Source organism: Mixta calida (assembly GCF_002953215.1).
In the GTDB taxonomy this organism is placed as follows: Bacteria; Pseudomonadota; Gammaproteobacteria; order Enterobacterales; family Enterobacteriaceae; genus Mixta; species Mixta calida.
The window spans coordinates 1,195,981-1,210,058 of record NZ_CP026378.1 but is presented as its reverse complement, the minus strand read 5'-3'; the positions used below and the strand labels follow the sequence as shown (position 1 = coordinate 1,210,058).

Below are 14,078 nucleotides of genomic sequence, written 5' to 3'. Positions count from 1 at the left end.
TGATGCCAGAATGTCCTGCTCTTATTTTTCGGCGCGCTTAAGCTGAACTGACAATGCAGCAATATTCCCTTTCACGGCGTGCTGAAATCGGCGGCAGGAGAATAATGATGGCTATAGAGCGCTTTACGATTGATATTCCGCAATCACAGCTTGATGATCTCAACCTCAGGCTTAAAAATACCCGGTGGCCTTGCTGGCCAGTTGAAGAAACCTGGGGGAAAGGCACACCGGTAAATTTTATGAAGCCGCTAGTGGAATACTGGCGAGAAGCATTTAACTGGCGTAAGCAGGAAGCCGAATTAAATCGTTTTGCTCATTACCGTAGCGAAGTAGATGGGTACCCTATCCATTTTATTCACATGCGAGGAAAAGGCCCCTCGCCTGTTCCCCTGATTCTTACGCATGGCTGGCCTGACTCATTTATACGTTATCAAAGGATTATCCCGCGGTTAACCGATCCAGCCCGCTTCGGCGGGAGCCCGGAAGAGGCTTTTGATGTTATCGTTCCCTCTATTCCAGGATTTGGTTTTTCTTCCTGTCCGCAGCCTGAAGGGCTCAATAACGCCCAGGTAGCCAGCCTGTGGCTAACGCTTATGACAGACATCCTCGGATACGAAAAATTTTATGCCGCTGGCGGCGACCTGGGTTCAGGCGTAACCCGTTACCTGGCAGCATTCTACCCTGAGCGCCTTACCGCAATACATCTTACGGATATCGGCATCGTAAGAGATTTGATGGCGCATGCGGAACCGGAAACGCTGACGGAAGAAGAACAGGCATATCGCCGCTCGGCGATTCGATGGATCAGCCAGGAAGGTGGCTATATGTCCATACAAGCCACCAAACCTCGTACCCTGGCCTTCGGGCTTAATGATTCGCCAGCCGGCCTTGCCGCATGGATAGTTGAAAAATTCGGGTCGTGGAGCGGTTGCGATGAAGCCCTGTTCAGCCGCTTCAGCAGGGATGACATCCTGACCAATATTTCGTTGTACTGGTTCACCGGCTCGCCAGCAATGTCCAACAATATCTATTATGAAAACCTCCATTCGCTTCCCCCGCTGCAAAAAAGCGAGGTGCCAACAGGCATAGCCTGTTTCCCTGCCGATGTTCTGCCGCCGCCGCGAAGCTGGGCAGAAAAAAATTACAATATCTGTCGCTGGAGAGACATGCCTCGCGGCGGTCATTTTGCCGCCATGGAAGAACCTGAGCTCTATGCGGAAGAACTCATCGCTTTTTTTCGTGACTACAGAAAATCGTTTTAGAAACAGAAGAGTAAATAGCGGGAACAGATTATCAGAAGCATCCAGGCAGGATGTCAGTAACGGGTATGCGACGAGCAGGATTCGCCGCATACCTTCATCAAAATAGCGGCCAGTGCAGACCCATCCACCACAGCAGCACGGCGGAAAGAATGCCGGCGATAATATCATCCACCATAATTCCCATGCCGCCATGCACGTTGCGATCGAACCAGCGGATCGGCCAGGGTTTCCACATATCCAGTATGCGGAAAATCACGAAACCGGCCAGCACCCATTGCCAGGTCATTGCCGGAATCGCCATCAGCGTGATCCACATACCGATAAACTCATCCCAGACGATGCTGCCGTGATCGTGAACGCCCATATCTTTCGCCGTGCGATGGCAAAGATAGACGCCGATACAGATGCCGAACATCACCAGCAGAGAATAGATATCCGGCGGCAGAAAGGCCATCAGCCACCAGAACGGAATTGCTGCCAGCGATCCCATGGTGCCCGGCACATAAGGGCTTAAGCCGCTGCCGAAGCCGGTCGCCAGTAGATGCCACGGGTTGCTCAGGCGCAGGCGGCTTTTCGCCAAATCTTTATCGCGCGTCAAAGTGATCAAATCCTTTCAGATTGAGTGTCGTCGGCTTCCCGTCCTGTAACAGCACCAACCCTTCCGACTCTGGCCCCAGTTGGCCGATGCAGGTATAGGGCACGCCAAGATGCCCCAACGCCACATCCAGCGCGCCGCGGTTAATCTCCGGCACGGTAAAGCAGAGCTCGTAATCTTCGCCGCCGCTTAACGCCCAGCGCAGCGCCTGCTCGCTGTCAAAATGATCGCGCAGCACGGTGGAGAGCGGCAGCGCGTCAAGGTTAACGCGGGCGCCGCACTCGCTGGCTTTAAGGATGTGGCCTAAATCGGATACCAGCCCGTCGGAGATGTCGATGGCCGCGCTGGCGAGGTTGCGCAGCGCCTGGCCCTGCAAAATACGCGGCATGGGACGCAGATGGCGTTTAATCAGCGCCTCGTGCGCCGCCGGATCGGTAATGCGCATGCGATGCTGCAACAGCGCCAGGCCCGCCGCGCTGTCGCCCAGCGTGCCGGTAACGTAGATCCAGTCGCCCGGCCGCGCGCCGCTGCGTCGCAGCGCCCTGCCCGCAGGCACCAGGCCGTGAATGCCCAGCGTCAGGCTGCGCGGCCCACGCGTGGTGTCGCCGCCGATCAGCTGCATATCGTAATAATCCAGCAGTTCAAACAGGCTGTCGCTGAAGGCTTTCAGCCACGTCTCGTCCACGTCCGGCAAAGTTAGCGCCAGCGTCAGCCAGGCGGGATCGGCGCCCATAGCAGCCAGATCGCTCAGGTTGACCGCCAGCGCTTTATAACCGAGATCGGCAGGATGAATGTCGCGCAGGAAGTGGATACCTTCCACCAGCGTATCGGTACTGATGGCCAGGGTCTGCTTTTCCGGCACGTTTAATAATGCGCAGTCGTCGCCGATACCCTTTTCCACATCGCGACGTGAGCTTGTCACGCGATTAAAATAACGCGCGATCAGTTCAAATTCGCCACATGACATAATGAATTTCCGCTAAACCTGAATGAAAAAGGCCGGATATTCTCCGGCCTCGATAGATTATTTCTTGTTGGGGCGGATTTGCGGAGCGGCTTTGTCCAGCACGCCGTTAACAAACTTATGGCTGTCTTCAGCGCCAAATACTTTTGCCAGCTCAATACCTTCGTTGATGGCCACTTTATAGGGCACATCGCTACGCTTGCTCAGTTCATACAGAGAAACGCGCAGGATAGCTTTTTCCACCTGTCCCAGCTCTTCCAGCTGGCGCGACAGGTAAGGCTTCATCAGACCGTCAAGGTATGCGCTGTTGGTCGCAACGCCAGCCAGTAGCTCGCGGAAATAGTTGATATCAACGTCTTTGACATCCTGTTCCGCGAGAAACTGATATTCAATATCAGCAATGTCATTATGGGACAACTGCCAGGAATAAAGCGCCTGGACAGCACACTCACGGGCGCGGCGACGAGCAGCAGGTTTCACAAAAATCCCCTTACAAAAATCAGGCTTTAATGGCTTTCAATACGTTAATCATTTCGAGCGCGGTCAGTGCGGCTTCCGCACCTTTGTTGCCCGCTTTCGTGCCGGCGCGTTCAATCGCCTGCTCGATATTTTCCGTGGTCAGGACGCCGAAGGCGACCGGAATGTCGCTGTTCATCGCGACGCTGGCAAGGCCAGAGCTGGCTTCGCCGGCAACATATTCGAAGTGCGCGGTGCCGCCACGGATCACGGTGCCTAAGGCAATAACCGCGTCGTGCTTGCCGGCATTGGCGACGGCGCGCGCCGTCATCGGTAATTCATAGGCGCCCGGCACCCAGATAACGGTGATATTTTCATCTTTCACCTGACCGATGCGTTTCAGTGCGTCGATCGCGCCATCCAGCAGGCTCTCATTAATGAAGTTGTTGAAACGCGCGATAATGATGGCGACTTTCGCCTCTGGCGTGGCAACAGCAGCTTCGATAATTTTCATAGTTTTCCTTTCAGGGTTCTGATTGGCCCCGCAGGGGGGCGAATTCTATCATACTCTTTCGCACTCTGCTTCCGCTTTTCCGCAGGGCGCTAAACCGGTCGGAGCGTCAGGCGCAGATCGGGACCCACCTGCACTGCCTCGCTAAAGCGAAAGGCTGGCGCATCCTGTAAACGCGCCAGGCCCGGCAACGCGCACAGGCCGCGCGCGCCGTCGCCCAATAATTTCGGCGCCAGATAAACGATCAGCTCGTCCACCACGCCTGCTGTCAGCAGTGCGCCCGCCAGCTGCGCGCCCGCCTCTACCCACACGTGGTTAATCTGCTGCTTGCCCAGCAGCATCATCAGCGACACCAGATCAACGCGGCCGTCGCGCGCCGGCACGCGCAGCTGTCGCGCCGTCGGCGGCCACGGCTGGCTCTCATCGGCCTCAAGGCGCGCCAGCCAGGTCTCGCCCGGCTGATGCAGCAACCGATGCTGCGGCGTCACGCGGTTCTGGCTGTCGATCACCACCCGCACCGGCTGGCGTAAATTCTCCTGCGGATAGTCCGCCTGAATCCGTTCGCCCAGCTCGTCCCAGCGCACCGTCAGCGCCGGGTCGTCCGCCAGCACGGTCGCGCTGCTGCTGAGGATCGCCGAACTCTGCGCGCGCAGGCGCTGCACGTCACGTCGCGCCTGCGGCGAAGTTATCCACTGGCTCTCGCCGCTGGCCATCGCCGTACGGCCATCCAGCGACGCGCCTAATTTTAGCTGCACGAAGGGAAAGCCGGTGCGCATCCGTTTCAAAAAGCCGCGGTTCAGCGCTTCCGCTTCCGCCATCATCATGCCGTGGCTGACGTTGATGCCCGCCTGTTGCAGGCGATAAAGACCGCGGCCGGCCACTTCAGGATTCGGGTCCTGCATCGCCGCCACCACGCGGCTTATCCCGGCAGCGATCAGCGCGTCGCAGCAGGGCGGCGTGCGTCCATGATGGCTGCATGGCTCCAGCGTCACGTAGGCGGTGGCGCCCCGCGCGCGGTCGCCCGCCATGCGCAGCGCATGCACCTCAGCGTGCGGTTCGCCGGCGCGCTGATGCCACCCTTCGCCGACGATAACGCCGTCGCGCACGATCACGCAGCCGACGTTGGGATTAGGCGTCGTCGTAAAACGACCGCGCCGCGCAAGCTCCAGCGCGCGCGCCATAAACTCTTCATCACGCATGGCTTAATCCTGTAAACGGGCGATCTCTTCGCCGAATTCGCGAATATCTTCAAAGCTGCGGTAAACGGAGGCGAAGCGTATATAGGCGACCTTATCGAGCTTTTTCAACTCGTCCATCACCAGGTTGCCGATCATTTTACTGGGGATTTCGCGCTCGCCGGTGGCGCGCAGCTGCGTTTTGATATGGCTGATGGCGTTTTCAACCGCGTCTGAACTCACGGGACGCTTCTCCAGCGCCTTCACCATGCCGCTGCGCAGCTTATCTTCATTGAAGGGTTCGCGAACATCGTTGCTTTTGATCACGCGCGGCATTACCAGTTCCGCCACTTCAAAGGTGGTAAAACGTTCATGACAGTCCAGGCACTGACGACGACGGCGTACTGAAGTGCCTTCGCCGACCAGACGGGAATCAATCACTTTGGTATCCACAGCGGAACAGAATGGGCAATGCATGACGTATCCTGATTCTTCACGAAATTAAACCTTAGTGTACCCTGAAGCCCCTGACAACCAAAGCCTCGGCGGGTGGTCAGCGCATTTTTCTGCGCGTCCGGACACGTCCTGCCGCCCTTTTCGCCCTCCTGCGCGCTTTCGCCTAAGCTTATGGGAGTAAACGCATTAAAAGGAGAACGAAGATGAGAAAAGGGCTTTTCCTGCTGCCGTTGCTGAGCGCCGCGCTGCTGAACGGCTGCGCCGCGCCGCCGTCCGCCAGCACACAGGCGCTGCATAGCGAAGTTGGCCAGCTGAACCAACAGGTCTCGCAGCTTACGCGTCAGGCCAGCGCGCTGGAGCTGCAAAACCAGCTTAACAGCCACTCAACCCAGGGCGCCTGGCTGTTGCCTGCCGCCAGCACCCGCGTCGAGCTGCAAAGCCTCGCCGGTCCGCTGATGCTGTCGCTGACGCGCATCGAGCCGGAAGCCAGCGGCACGCGCGCCCTGCTTACGCTGCGCGCCGCCGGCGACAGGCCGCTGCAGAACCTGCGGATGCAGGTGGAATGGGGCGAGCTGGACGCCGCCACCGGCAAACCGCTCAGCACTGGCGCGCTGTCGCAAACCATTGAAGTGCGCAATGCCCTGCTGCCGAAAAGCGAGCAGCCAGTACCGCTGCGCCTGAGCGGGCTGCCGCCGGAACAGCTGGGTTACGTGCGGGTGCATGACATCGAGCCGCTGACGCCCGCGCCGAACAGCGCGCCCGCTGTCAAACAAAACGGGGCGGCTTCTTCTGCGCAGCCGTAATCTGAGGCGATGCCTTGCCTCTGGCGCAATAAAAAAGGCCGCTTGCGCGGCCTTTTTATTACGGCTGAGTAGAGATTACGGCAGAATCGAAGGCTGATCGGCACCCTCTTTTTCCACTTTCTGCTGCAGCATATGCTCTCGCTTCATACCCAGTTTCAGCGCCAGCGCCGAAGCTACGTAGATTGAAGAGACAGTACCAATGGAAACGCCGATCAGCATGGTCAGTGAGAAGCCTTCCAGCAGCGCGCCGCCAAAGATGAAGAGCATCAGCACCACCACCAGCGTCGTCGCCGAGGTCATGATGGTACGACTCAGCGTCTGCGTCAGCGAGACGTTGACGATCTCATACGGCGTGCCGCGACGGATCTTACGGAAGTTTTCGCGGATACGGTCGGAGACCACAATACTGTCGTTCAGCGAGTAGCCGATAACCGACATCAACGAGGCGATGATGGTTAAGTCGATCTCGATATGAAACAGCGACAGGATGCCGAGCGTGATGATCACGTCGTGCGCCAGCGCCAGTACCGCGCCGAGCGCCAGACGCCACTCGAAACGGAAGCCGACGTAAATCAGGATAGAGATCAGCGCCACCAGCAGCGCCATGCCGCCCGCCTGCGCCAGATCGCTGCCGACGCTGGGGCCGACGAACTCAATGCGCTTCACGGTGGCGTTCTGACCCGCCGCCTGGTTAATTACCGAGACGACCTTGTTGCCCAGCTCCTGACCCGCGTTACCGGCGTTCGGCGACAGACGCACCATCACGTCGCGACTGCTGCCGAAGTTCTGCACCTGCGGTTCGACGAAGCCCGATTTTTCCAGCGAACCGCGCAGCGTATCGAGGTCGGCCGGCTGCTCCAGCGTAATCTCAATCACGGTGCCGCCGGTGAAGTCGAGCCCCCAGTTGAAGCCGCGCACGCCCATGATGATCACCGACGCGATCAGCAGCAGCCCCGAAAGGGTAAAGGCCAGCGTATCCCAGCGCATAAAGTCATGGACTTTACGGCCATAGTTTAATTGTTCAACACTATATTGCTGTGCCACAACCTACTCCTCAGATAGACAGCTTGTTGATGCGTTTGCCGCCATACAACAGGTTAACAATGGCACGCGTACCGACAATCGCCGTGAACATCGAGGTGCCCACGCCAATCGCGGTGGTGATGGCGAAGCCCTTAATGGAGCCGGTGCCGACCGCATAAAGAATAATGGCGGTAATCAGCGTGGTGACGTTGGCGTCAATGATACTGGAGAACGCGCCTTTATAGCCTTCATGAATCGCCTGCTGAACGGTGCGCCCATTCTTCAGCTCCTCTTTAATACGCTCGTTTATTAACACGTTCGCATCGACGGCGACCGCCAGTGTCAGCACAATTCCCGCGATGCCGGGCATCGTCAGGGTGGCGCCAGGCAGCAGCGACATAATGCCGACAATCAGGACCAGGTTGGCGACCAGCGCGGTGGTGGCGATAACGCCGAACTTTTTATAGTAAACCACCATAAAGACGATGGAGGCGATCAGCCCCCACAGGCACGCTTCCAGCCCCTGCGTAATGTTCTGCTGACCCATGGTCGGACCGATGGTGCGTTCTTCAACAATCTGAATCGGCGCAATCAGCGCGCCGGCGCGCAGCAGCAGAGAAAGCTGGCGCGCTTCATTCGGGTTATTGATGCCGGTGATGCGGAAGCTGTTGCCCAGACGCGACTGAATGTTCGCCACGTTGATCACTTCTTCCTGTTTCACCAGAATCGCACGGCCGTTGGCGTCTTTTTTGCCGCTGTCTTTATATTCGACAAACAGCGTCGCCATCGGCTTGCCGATGTTGTCTTTGGTGAAGGTCGACATCATGTTGCCGCCCGCGCTGTCGAGCGAGATGTTAACCTGCGGCTGATTGTATTCGTCAGTGCTGGAGGTGGAGTCGGTGATATGGTCACCGGTCAGGATCACGCGTTTGTACAGCACGACCGGCTGCCCTTCGCGCGTCTGCTTCACTTCAGAATCGCCCGGCACGCGGCCTTTGGCGGCGGCGTTAGCGTCAACGATGGTATTTACCAGACGGAATTCCAGCGTCGCGGTCGCGCCCAAAATCTCTTTCGCGCGCGCGGTGTCTTGAATGCCCGGCAGTTCAACCACGATGCGGTCGGAACCCTGACGCTGCACCAGCGGCTCGGCGACGCCCAGCTGGTTGACGCGGTTACGCAGGATGTTGATGTTCTGCTGAACTGCATATTCGCGCGCTTCACGCAGACGCTCATCGCTCATGACGGCGCGCAGCGCGTTATCGCCGCGGCTGTTGATCACCAGGTCGCGATGACGGGTCGTCAGGTAGCTGACGGCGTTGTCGCGCGCGGCGGCGTCGCGGAACAGGATCTCCACGCCGTAGTTATCAATCTTGCGCACGTTGGTGTAAGGAATGCCTTTATCGCGCAGGTCGCTGCGCAGGCTGTCGGTATTCTGCTCCTGCAGCTTGCCGAGCGCGGTGTCCATATCGACTTCCATCAGGAAGTGAACGCCGCCGCGCAGGTCAAGGCCGAGCTTCATCGGCTGCGCCGCCAGCATTTCCAGCCACTTAGGCGTGGCCGGGGCGAGGTTAAGCGCCACGACATAATCTTCGCCCAGCGTCTTCATCAGCGCTTCACGGGCGCGCAGCTGTACATCCGTATTGGCGAAACGCGCCAGAATGGCGCCCTGCTCCAGCGCAATGGATTTGCTCTGGATATGCTCTTGTTTTAATACATTTTGGATCTGGTCCAGCGTTTGCTCACTGGCGGCGCTTCCGCGCGCGCCAGTGATCTGAACGGCCGGATCCTCTCCATACAGGTTAGGAAGTGCATACAGCAGACCGACGGCAAGCACCACGATCAGCATAATGTATTTCCACAAAGGATAACGGTTTAACACGGCAGTTCCCTTAGGGAAAACAAATAATTACAGCGCCTTCATCGTACCTTTCGGCAGGACGGCAGCCACGAAATCACGTTTGATAACCACTTCATTGTTATCGTTCAGGGCAATAGCGATATAGCCGGTGTCCGCCACTTTCGTCACGCGACCTACCAGACCGCCGGTGGTCAACACCTCATCGCCTTTGGAGATGGAATCCATCAGCTTTTTATGCTCTTTCGCACGCTTCTGCTGCGGACGCAGGATCATGAAATAGAAAATCAGGCCAAAAACTACCAGCATAATCACCAGAGAGTACGGGCTCCCCTGAGACGGTGCGCCAGCTGCTGCCACTGCGTCAGAAATGAAAAAACTCATCAACTTTCCCTCATTGTTTAATTATCAAACGTTTAATGGCGGAACCGCTTTACCCTTCCGCGTGTAGAAGTCACTGACGAAGCGCTCTAATTTACCTTCTTCAATGGCCTTGCGTAAACCCGCCATCACGCGTTGGTAGTAACGCAGGTTATGAATGGTATTCAAACGCGCGCCCAATATTTCGTTACAACGGTCGAGATGGTGCAAGTAGGCGCGGCTGTAATTGCGACAGGTGTAGCAATCACACTCGGCGTCCAGCGGCGAGGTGTCATCTTTATGTTTGGCGTTGCGGATTTTCACCACGCCGTCCGTGACAAACAGATGGCCGTTGCGCGCATTGCGCGTCGGCATTACGCAGTCGAACATATCGATGCCGCGACGCACGCCTTCGACCAGGTCTTCCGGCTTGCCGACGCCCATCAGATAACGGGGTTTATCTTCCGGGATCTGCGGGCAGACATGCTCCAGAATACGGTGCATATCTTCTTTCGGTTCGCCGACCGCCAGGCCGCCCACAGCGTAACCATCAAAGCCGATCTCCACCAGCCCTTTGACAGAGACATCACGTAAATCTTCGTAAACGCTGCCCTGAATAATGCCGAACAGCGCATTTTTATTGCCCAGCTTATCGAAGTGATCGCGGCTGCGTTTCGCCCAGCGCAGCGACATCTCCATCGAGCGTTTGGCATAGTCCCAGTCCGCCGGGTATGGCGTGCACTCATCAAAGATCATCACAATGTCCGATCCGAGATCGTACTGGATCTCCATCGATTTTTCGGGATCGAGGAAGATCGCGTCGCCGTTAATCGGATTGCGGAAATGCACGCCCGCCTCGGTGATCTTGCGAATGTCGCCCAGGCTGAAGACCTGGAAGCCGCCGGAATCGGTCAGAATCGGCCCGTGCCACTGCATGAAATCGTGCAGGTCGCCATGCAGCTTCATGATCTCCTGCCCCGGACGCAGCCAGAGGTGGAAAGTGTTGCCCAGCAGGATCTGCGCGCCGGTCTCTTTGACTTCTTCCGGCGTCATGCCTTTTACCGTGCCGTAGGTGCCCACCGGCATAAAGGCCGGCGTTTCCACTACGCCGCGATCGAAAACCAGACGGCCACGACGCGCGCGGCCATCTTTTGTATCAAGTTCAAATTTCACGTTGCCTCCACCAGAGAAACAGTCTGATGCACAGTTAATATGACGGCGCCGCCGCTGCGGCGCCGGCTAATCAGACGCCGACTTTTTCATTCGGTGCCTGAGGATTACGGGTAATGAACATCGCATCGCCGTAGCTGAAAAAGCGATACTGCTGCGCCACCGCCTCGCGATAGGCGTTCATGGTATGGCGATAGCCAGCGAAGGCGGACACCAGCATGATCAGCGTCGATTCCGGCAGATGGAAATTGGTGATCAGCGCATCGATCACCTGATAGTGATAGCCGGGATAGATAAAAATCTGGGTATCGTCGAAGAATGGCGCGATCAGGGCGTCCTGCGCCGCCTGCGCCGCGCTTTCCAGCGAACGCACCGAGGTCGTGCCGACGGCCACCACGCGATTGCCGCGCGCTTTACAGGCCAGCACCGCATCCACCACTTCCTGCGGCACTTCCGCGTATTCGGAGTGCATGATGTGATCTTCGATGCTGTCGACGCGCACCGGCTGGAACGTGCCGGCGCCGACGTGCAGCGTAACAAACGCCATCTCGATCCCTTTTTCACGCAGCGCCGCCAGCAGCGGCTCGTCGAAGTGCAGACCGGCGGTGGGCGCGGCGACCGCGCCCGGCTTCTGGCTGTAGACCGTCTGATAGAGCTCGCGATCCGCCTCTTCGTCAGGACGATCGATATAGGGCGGCAGCGGCATATGGCCGATGGCGTTCAGAATATCGAGTACGCTACGTTCATCGTCAAAGACGATTTCAAACAGCGCGTCATGCCGCGCCACCATCGTGGCGCGTACGCTTTCATCATCGCCGAACAGCAGCGCCGCGCCCGGCTTCGGCGCTTTCGAGGCGCGCACGTGCGCCAGCACGCGCTTGTCATCCAGCATGCGCTCCACCAGCATCTCGATCTTGCCGCCGCTGGCTTTGCGCCCGTAAACACGGGCCGGAATAACGCGGGTGTTGTTAAATACCAGCAAATCGCCGGGATTCAGCTTATCAAGCACATCGGTGAACACGCCGTGGCTTAAGGCGCCATCGGGCCATTCAGCGACAGCAGCCGACATCCGCTACGCTGGGGCTGCGGATAGTGGGCAATCAACGACTCAGGTAATTCAAAAGAAAAATCGGCAACGCGCATGCTAAATGTCTTACGGATAACAAACAGGCGGCATAGTCTAGCGGAAAAGCGACAAATTCTGAACTGTTACCCGGTAACCATTCTGTTAGCGTATACTGCCTGGATGAACTTTCTTGCGCATCTTCATCTGGCCTCGCTGGCCGACAGCTCACTGCCAGGCAATCTGATGGCAGATTATGTGCGCGGCGATCCGCTTCCGCACTGGCCTGCGGATATCGCCGCCGGCATCGCCCTGCACCGCCGACTGGACGCCCTGACCGACTCGCTGCCGGAGGTGCTGAGCGCCAAGCGTCTGTTTCGCGACGTCACGCGGCGCGTCGCGCCGATTACGCTGGACGTCGTCTGGGATCATTTCCTGTCGCGCCACTGGGATCGAATAACTCCCTCGCAGCCGCTGCCGCAGTTCCTTGCGCAGGCGCGCGCGCAGATCGAACCGATGCTGTCGCAGTCGCCCGAAGGCTTCCAGCGGCTTAATAGCTATCTGTGGCGCGAACGCTGGATGGAGCGCTACGCCGACGCCGATTATCTGCAACAGGTGCTGCGCGGCATGGCGGCGCGACGTCCGCGCCTGGCGGCGCTCGCCGACTCCTGGCTCGATTTCCATGACAACTACGCCGCGCTCGAAACCCTGTTCTGGCAGTTCTATCCGCGTCTGATGACGCGCGCCGCTGAGCAGCAGCTTTAGCCCCCGACGATCCGTCAGTTTACGATATCCCTCTCCGCAGGGCTTTGATAGACTTGCCCTGCGATAAGCCGTTAGAACGGCGCGCCCGTTTCACTGCTTTATGCCTTATCAGGATTAGCGACATCTCAGGGAGAAATCATGCAACACCAGATCCTTTACTGGCTGCGTCATTTTGACGTGCCTTACGCCACCCCGCTTTCGTTAGCCGCCGTCGTCGCGGTAATTTTACTGATTTCCGTTATCGCCCATCTTATACTGCACCGCGCCGTGCTGCCGATGCTGCGACGCCGCGCCTACGGCTCCAGCCAGCAGTGGCCGAAATCGTTAATCGACAATCATCTGTTTAACCGCTTCGCGCTGCTGCTGCAGGGCGTACTGCTGAATATTCAGACCAGCCTGTTTCTGCACAGCAGCGAGCCGCTGTATGCGGTGCTGCTGGTTATCTCACAGGTCTGGATGATGCTGTTCACCCTGCTGATGCTCTTTTCGCTGCTGGATATTCTGCTGGAGCTTTCCGCCGACAGCGCGCTGGCGCGCCAGCTGCCGCTGCGCGGCATTTTCCAGAGCATCAAGCTGGTGGCGGCGATCTTGTTCGCCATCATGATGATTTCGGTGCTGTTGGGTAAATCGCCGCTGGTGTTGATTACCGGTCTGGGTGCGATGACGGCGGTGCTGATGCTGGTGTTTAAAGATCCGATTCTGGGTCTGGTGGCAGGCATTCAGCTCTCTGCCAACGATATGCTGAAAATCAACGACTGGCTGGATATGCCGAAATATGGCGCGGACGGCGCGGTAATCGATATTGGCCTGACGACGGTAAAAGTGCGCAACTGGGATAATACTATCACCACGATTCCCACCTACGCGCTGATCGCTGACTCGTTTAAAAACTGGCGCGGCATGTCGGAGTCGGGTGGACGTCGCATCAAGCGCAGCCTTAATATTGATACCACCAGCATTCATTTTCTCAGCGAAGAGGAGCTGGCGGCATTGCAGCGCGCGCAGCTGCTGACGCCCTATATCACGCAGAAAAAGGAAGAGATCTCTCGCCACAACGCTGAACTGGCATGCGATCTCACCACGCCGCTGAACGGACGACACCTGACCAATATCGGCACCTTCCGCGCCTGGCTGGAAGCCTGGCTGCGAAGCCATCCGCATATTCATCAGAATATGACGCTGATGGTGCGCCAGCTGGCACCGGGTTCGGACGGCCTGCCGCTGGAGGTGTATGCCTTTACCAATACGACGGTCTGGCTTGAATATGAACGCATTCAGTCAGATATCTTCGACCATATTTACGCCGTGCTGCCAGCCTTCGGCCTGCGCGTGCATCAAACGCCAACCGGGCATGACCTAAAATCTTTCGCCGGCCTTACAGCAGATAAAGCGGTGCGCTAACGTCGCGCTGTATTCTTTTTAAATAAAATGGCCCTGGATATACTGGGGCCATTAATAAACAGAATGCGCCTGAGTTTTTTCTGTTTTTCCCCCATGCGGGTTGGAAACCATTGCAATAAAGCTTAGTCTTCTCGTGATATTTTTAAGTCAAATTTACAGTGAGCAATTTTTTGCGGCGCTTTCACCTTGATTTAAATGAAATAATAATAACTTCACTTG

Annotated in this window: 14 protein-coding genes and 1 pseudogene; 4 read left to right on the top strand and 11 right to left on the bottom strand. The window is 57.5% G+C overall.

All coding sequences use genetic code 11. The features are described 5' to 3' along the window. The first annotated feature begins 104 nt into the window (after nucleotides 1-104). Nucleotides 105-1,262: an epoxide hydrolase family protein gene (locus C2E16_RS05640; RefSeq protein ID WP_244555255.1), complete on the top strand. Its 1,158-nt coding sequence runs from the start codon at nucleotides 105-107 to the stop codon at nucleotides 1,260-1,262. A 97-nt stretch (nucleotides 1,263-1,359) separates the two neighbouring features. Here the strand turns inward: C2E16_RS05640 and pgpA are convergent, their stop codons facing one another. The 6 genes from pgpA to nrdR all read right to left on the bottom strand — a co-directional run bounded on the left by pgpA (nucleotide 1,360) and on the right by nrdR (nucleotide 5,440). Beyond that, nucleotides 1,360-1,869 carry a phosphatidylglycerophosphatase A gene (gene pgpA, locus C2E16_RS05635; protein ID WP_103790984.1) on the bottom strand — a complete coding sequence of 170 codons (510 nt, stop codon included), beginning with the start codon at nucleotides 1,867-1,869 and terminating at the stop codon, nucleotides 1,360-1,362. Continuing rightward, nucleotides 1,847-2,824 carry a thiamine-phosphate kinase gene (thiL, locus tag C2E16_RS05630; RefSeq protein WP_038627633.1) on the bottom strand — a complete coding sequence of 326 codons (978 nt, stop codon included), beginning with the start codon at nucleotides 2,822-2,824 and terminating at the stop codon, nucleotides 1,847-1,849. The genes pgpA and thiL overlap by 23 nt, the downstream gene beginning before the upstream one ends. A 57-nt stretch (nucleotides 2,825-2,881) precedes the next feature. Continuing rightward, entirely contained in the window at nucleotides 2,882-3,301 is a 420-nt protein-coding gene (gene nusB, locus C2E16_RS05625) for a transcription antitermination factor NusB (RefSeq protein WP_038627635.1), read from the bottom strand. Nucleotides 3,302-3,320: 19 nt separating this feature from the next. Further along, a complete protein-coding gene (gene ribH, locus C2E16_RS05620; protein WP_038627637.1) occupies nucleotides 3,321-3,791 on the bottom strand; it encodes a 6,7-dimethyl-8-ribityllumazine synthase in 471 nt (156 codons plus the stop codon). Between the two features lie 89 nt (nucleotides 3,792-3,880). Continuing rightward, on the bottom strand, nucleotides 3,881-4,987 hold the full coding sequence (gene ribD / locus C2E16_RS05615; protein ID WP_104951439.1) for a bifunctional diaminohydroxyphosphoribosylaminopyrimidine deaminase/5-amino-6-(5-phosphoribosylamino)uracil reductase RibD: 1,107 nt from the start codon (nucleotides 4,985-4,987) through the stop codon (nucleotides 3,881-3,883). Nucleotides 4,988-4,990: 3 nt separating this feature from the next. Then, entirely contained in the window at nucleotides 4,991-5,440 is a 450-nt protein-coding gene (gene nrdR / locus C2E16_RS05610) for a transcriptional regulator NrdR (RefSeq protein WP_038627640.1), read from the bottom strand. Nucleotides 5,441-5,622: 182 nt separating this feature from the next. Here nrdR and C2E16_RS05605 point away from each other — a divergent pair, with 182 nt between their 5' ends. Continuing rightward, complete coding sequence (locus C2E16_RS05605) at nucleotides 5,623-6,222, top strand: DUF3251 domain-containing protein (protein WP_052133930.1); 600 nt, start codon at nucleotides 5,623-5,625, stop codon at nucleotides 6,220-6,222. Nucleotides 6,223-6,297: 75 nt separating this feature from the next. Here the strand turns inward: C2E16_RS05605 and secF are convergent, their stop codons facing one another. The 5 genes and pseudogenes from secF to queA form a co-directional block, all read right to left on the bottom strand. Beyond that, nucleotides 6,298-7,266 (bottom strand): protein translocase subunit SecF, encoded by a 969-nt coding sequence (gene secF, locus C2E16_RS05600; protein ID WP_038627642.1) that lies wholly within the window; start codon nucleotides 7,264-7,266, stop codon nucleotides 6,298-6,300. A 10-nt stretch (nucleotides 7,267-7,276) separates the two neighbouring features. Further along, the gene (gene secD / locus C2E16_RS05595; protein WP_071883699.1) at nucleotides 7,277-9,124 is read right to left on the bottom strand and encodes a protein translocase subunit SecD; all 1,848 of its coding nucleotides are present in this window, start codon (nucleotides 9,122-9,124) and stop codon (nucleotides 7,277-7,279) included. 27 nt (nucleotides 9,125-9,151) lie between these two features. Further along, nucleotides 9,152-9,484, bottom strand: a complete 333-nt coding sequence (yajC, locus tag C2E16_RS05590; RefSeq protein WP_038627644.1) for a preprotein translocase subunit YajC — start codon at nucleotides 9,482-9,484, stop codon at nucleotides 9,152-9,154. 24 nt (nucleotides 9,485-9,508) lie between these two features. Then, nucleotides 9,509-10,633, bottom strand: coding sequence for a tRNA guanosine(34) transglycosylase Tgt (gene tgt / locus C2E16_RS05585; RefSeq protein ID WP_038627646.1), 1,125 nt, complete (start codon nucleotides 10,631-10,633; stop codon nucleotides 9,509-9,511). 70 nt (nucleotides 10,634-10,703) lie between these two features. Continuing rightward, a pseudogene (queA, locus tag C2E16_RS05580) lies at nucleotides 10,704-11,773 on the bottom strand (tRNA preQ1(34) S-adenosylmethionine ribosyltransferase-isomerase QueA). 103 nt (nucleotides 11,774-11,876) lie between these two features. Between queA and C2E16_RS05575 the strand changes: the two are divergent. Together C2E16_RS05575 and C2E16_RS05570 are read left to right on the top strand one after the other, a co-directional pair. Beyond that, complete coding sequence (locus C2E16_RS05575; RefSeq protein ID WP_084970421.1) at nucleotides 11,877-12,458, top strand: ACP phosphodiesterase; 582 nt, start codon at nucleotides 11,877-11,879, stop codon at nucleotides 12,456-12,458. A 138-nt stretch (nucleotides 12,459-12,596) separates the two neighbouring features. Next, on the top strand, nucleotides 12,597-13,859 hold the full coding sequence (locus tag C2E16_RS05570; RefSeq protein WP_038627651.1) for a mechanosensitive ion channel family protein: 1,263 nt from the start codon (nucleotides 12,597-12,599) through the stop codon (nucleotides 13,857-13,859). Nucleotides 13,860-14,078: the final 219 nt, after the last annotated feature.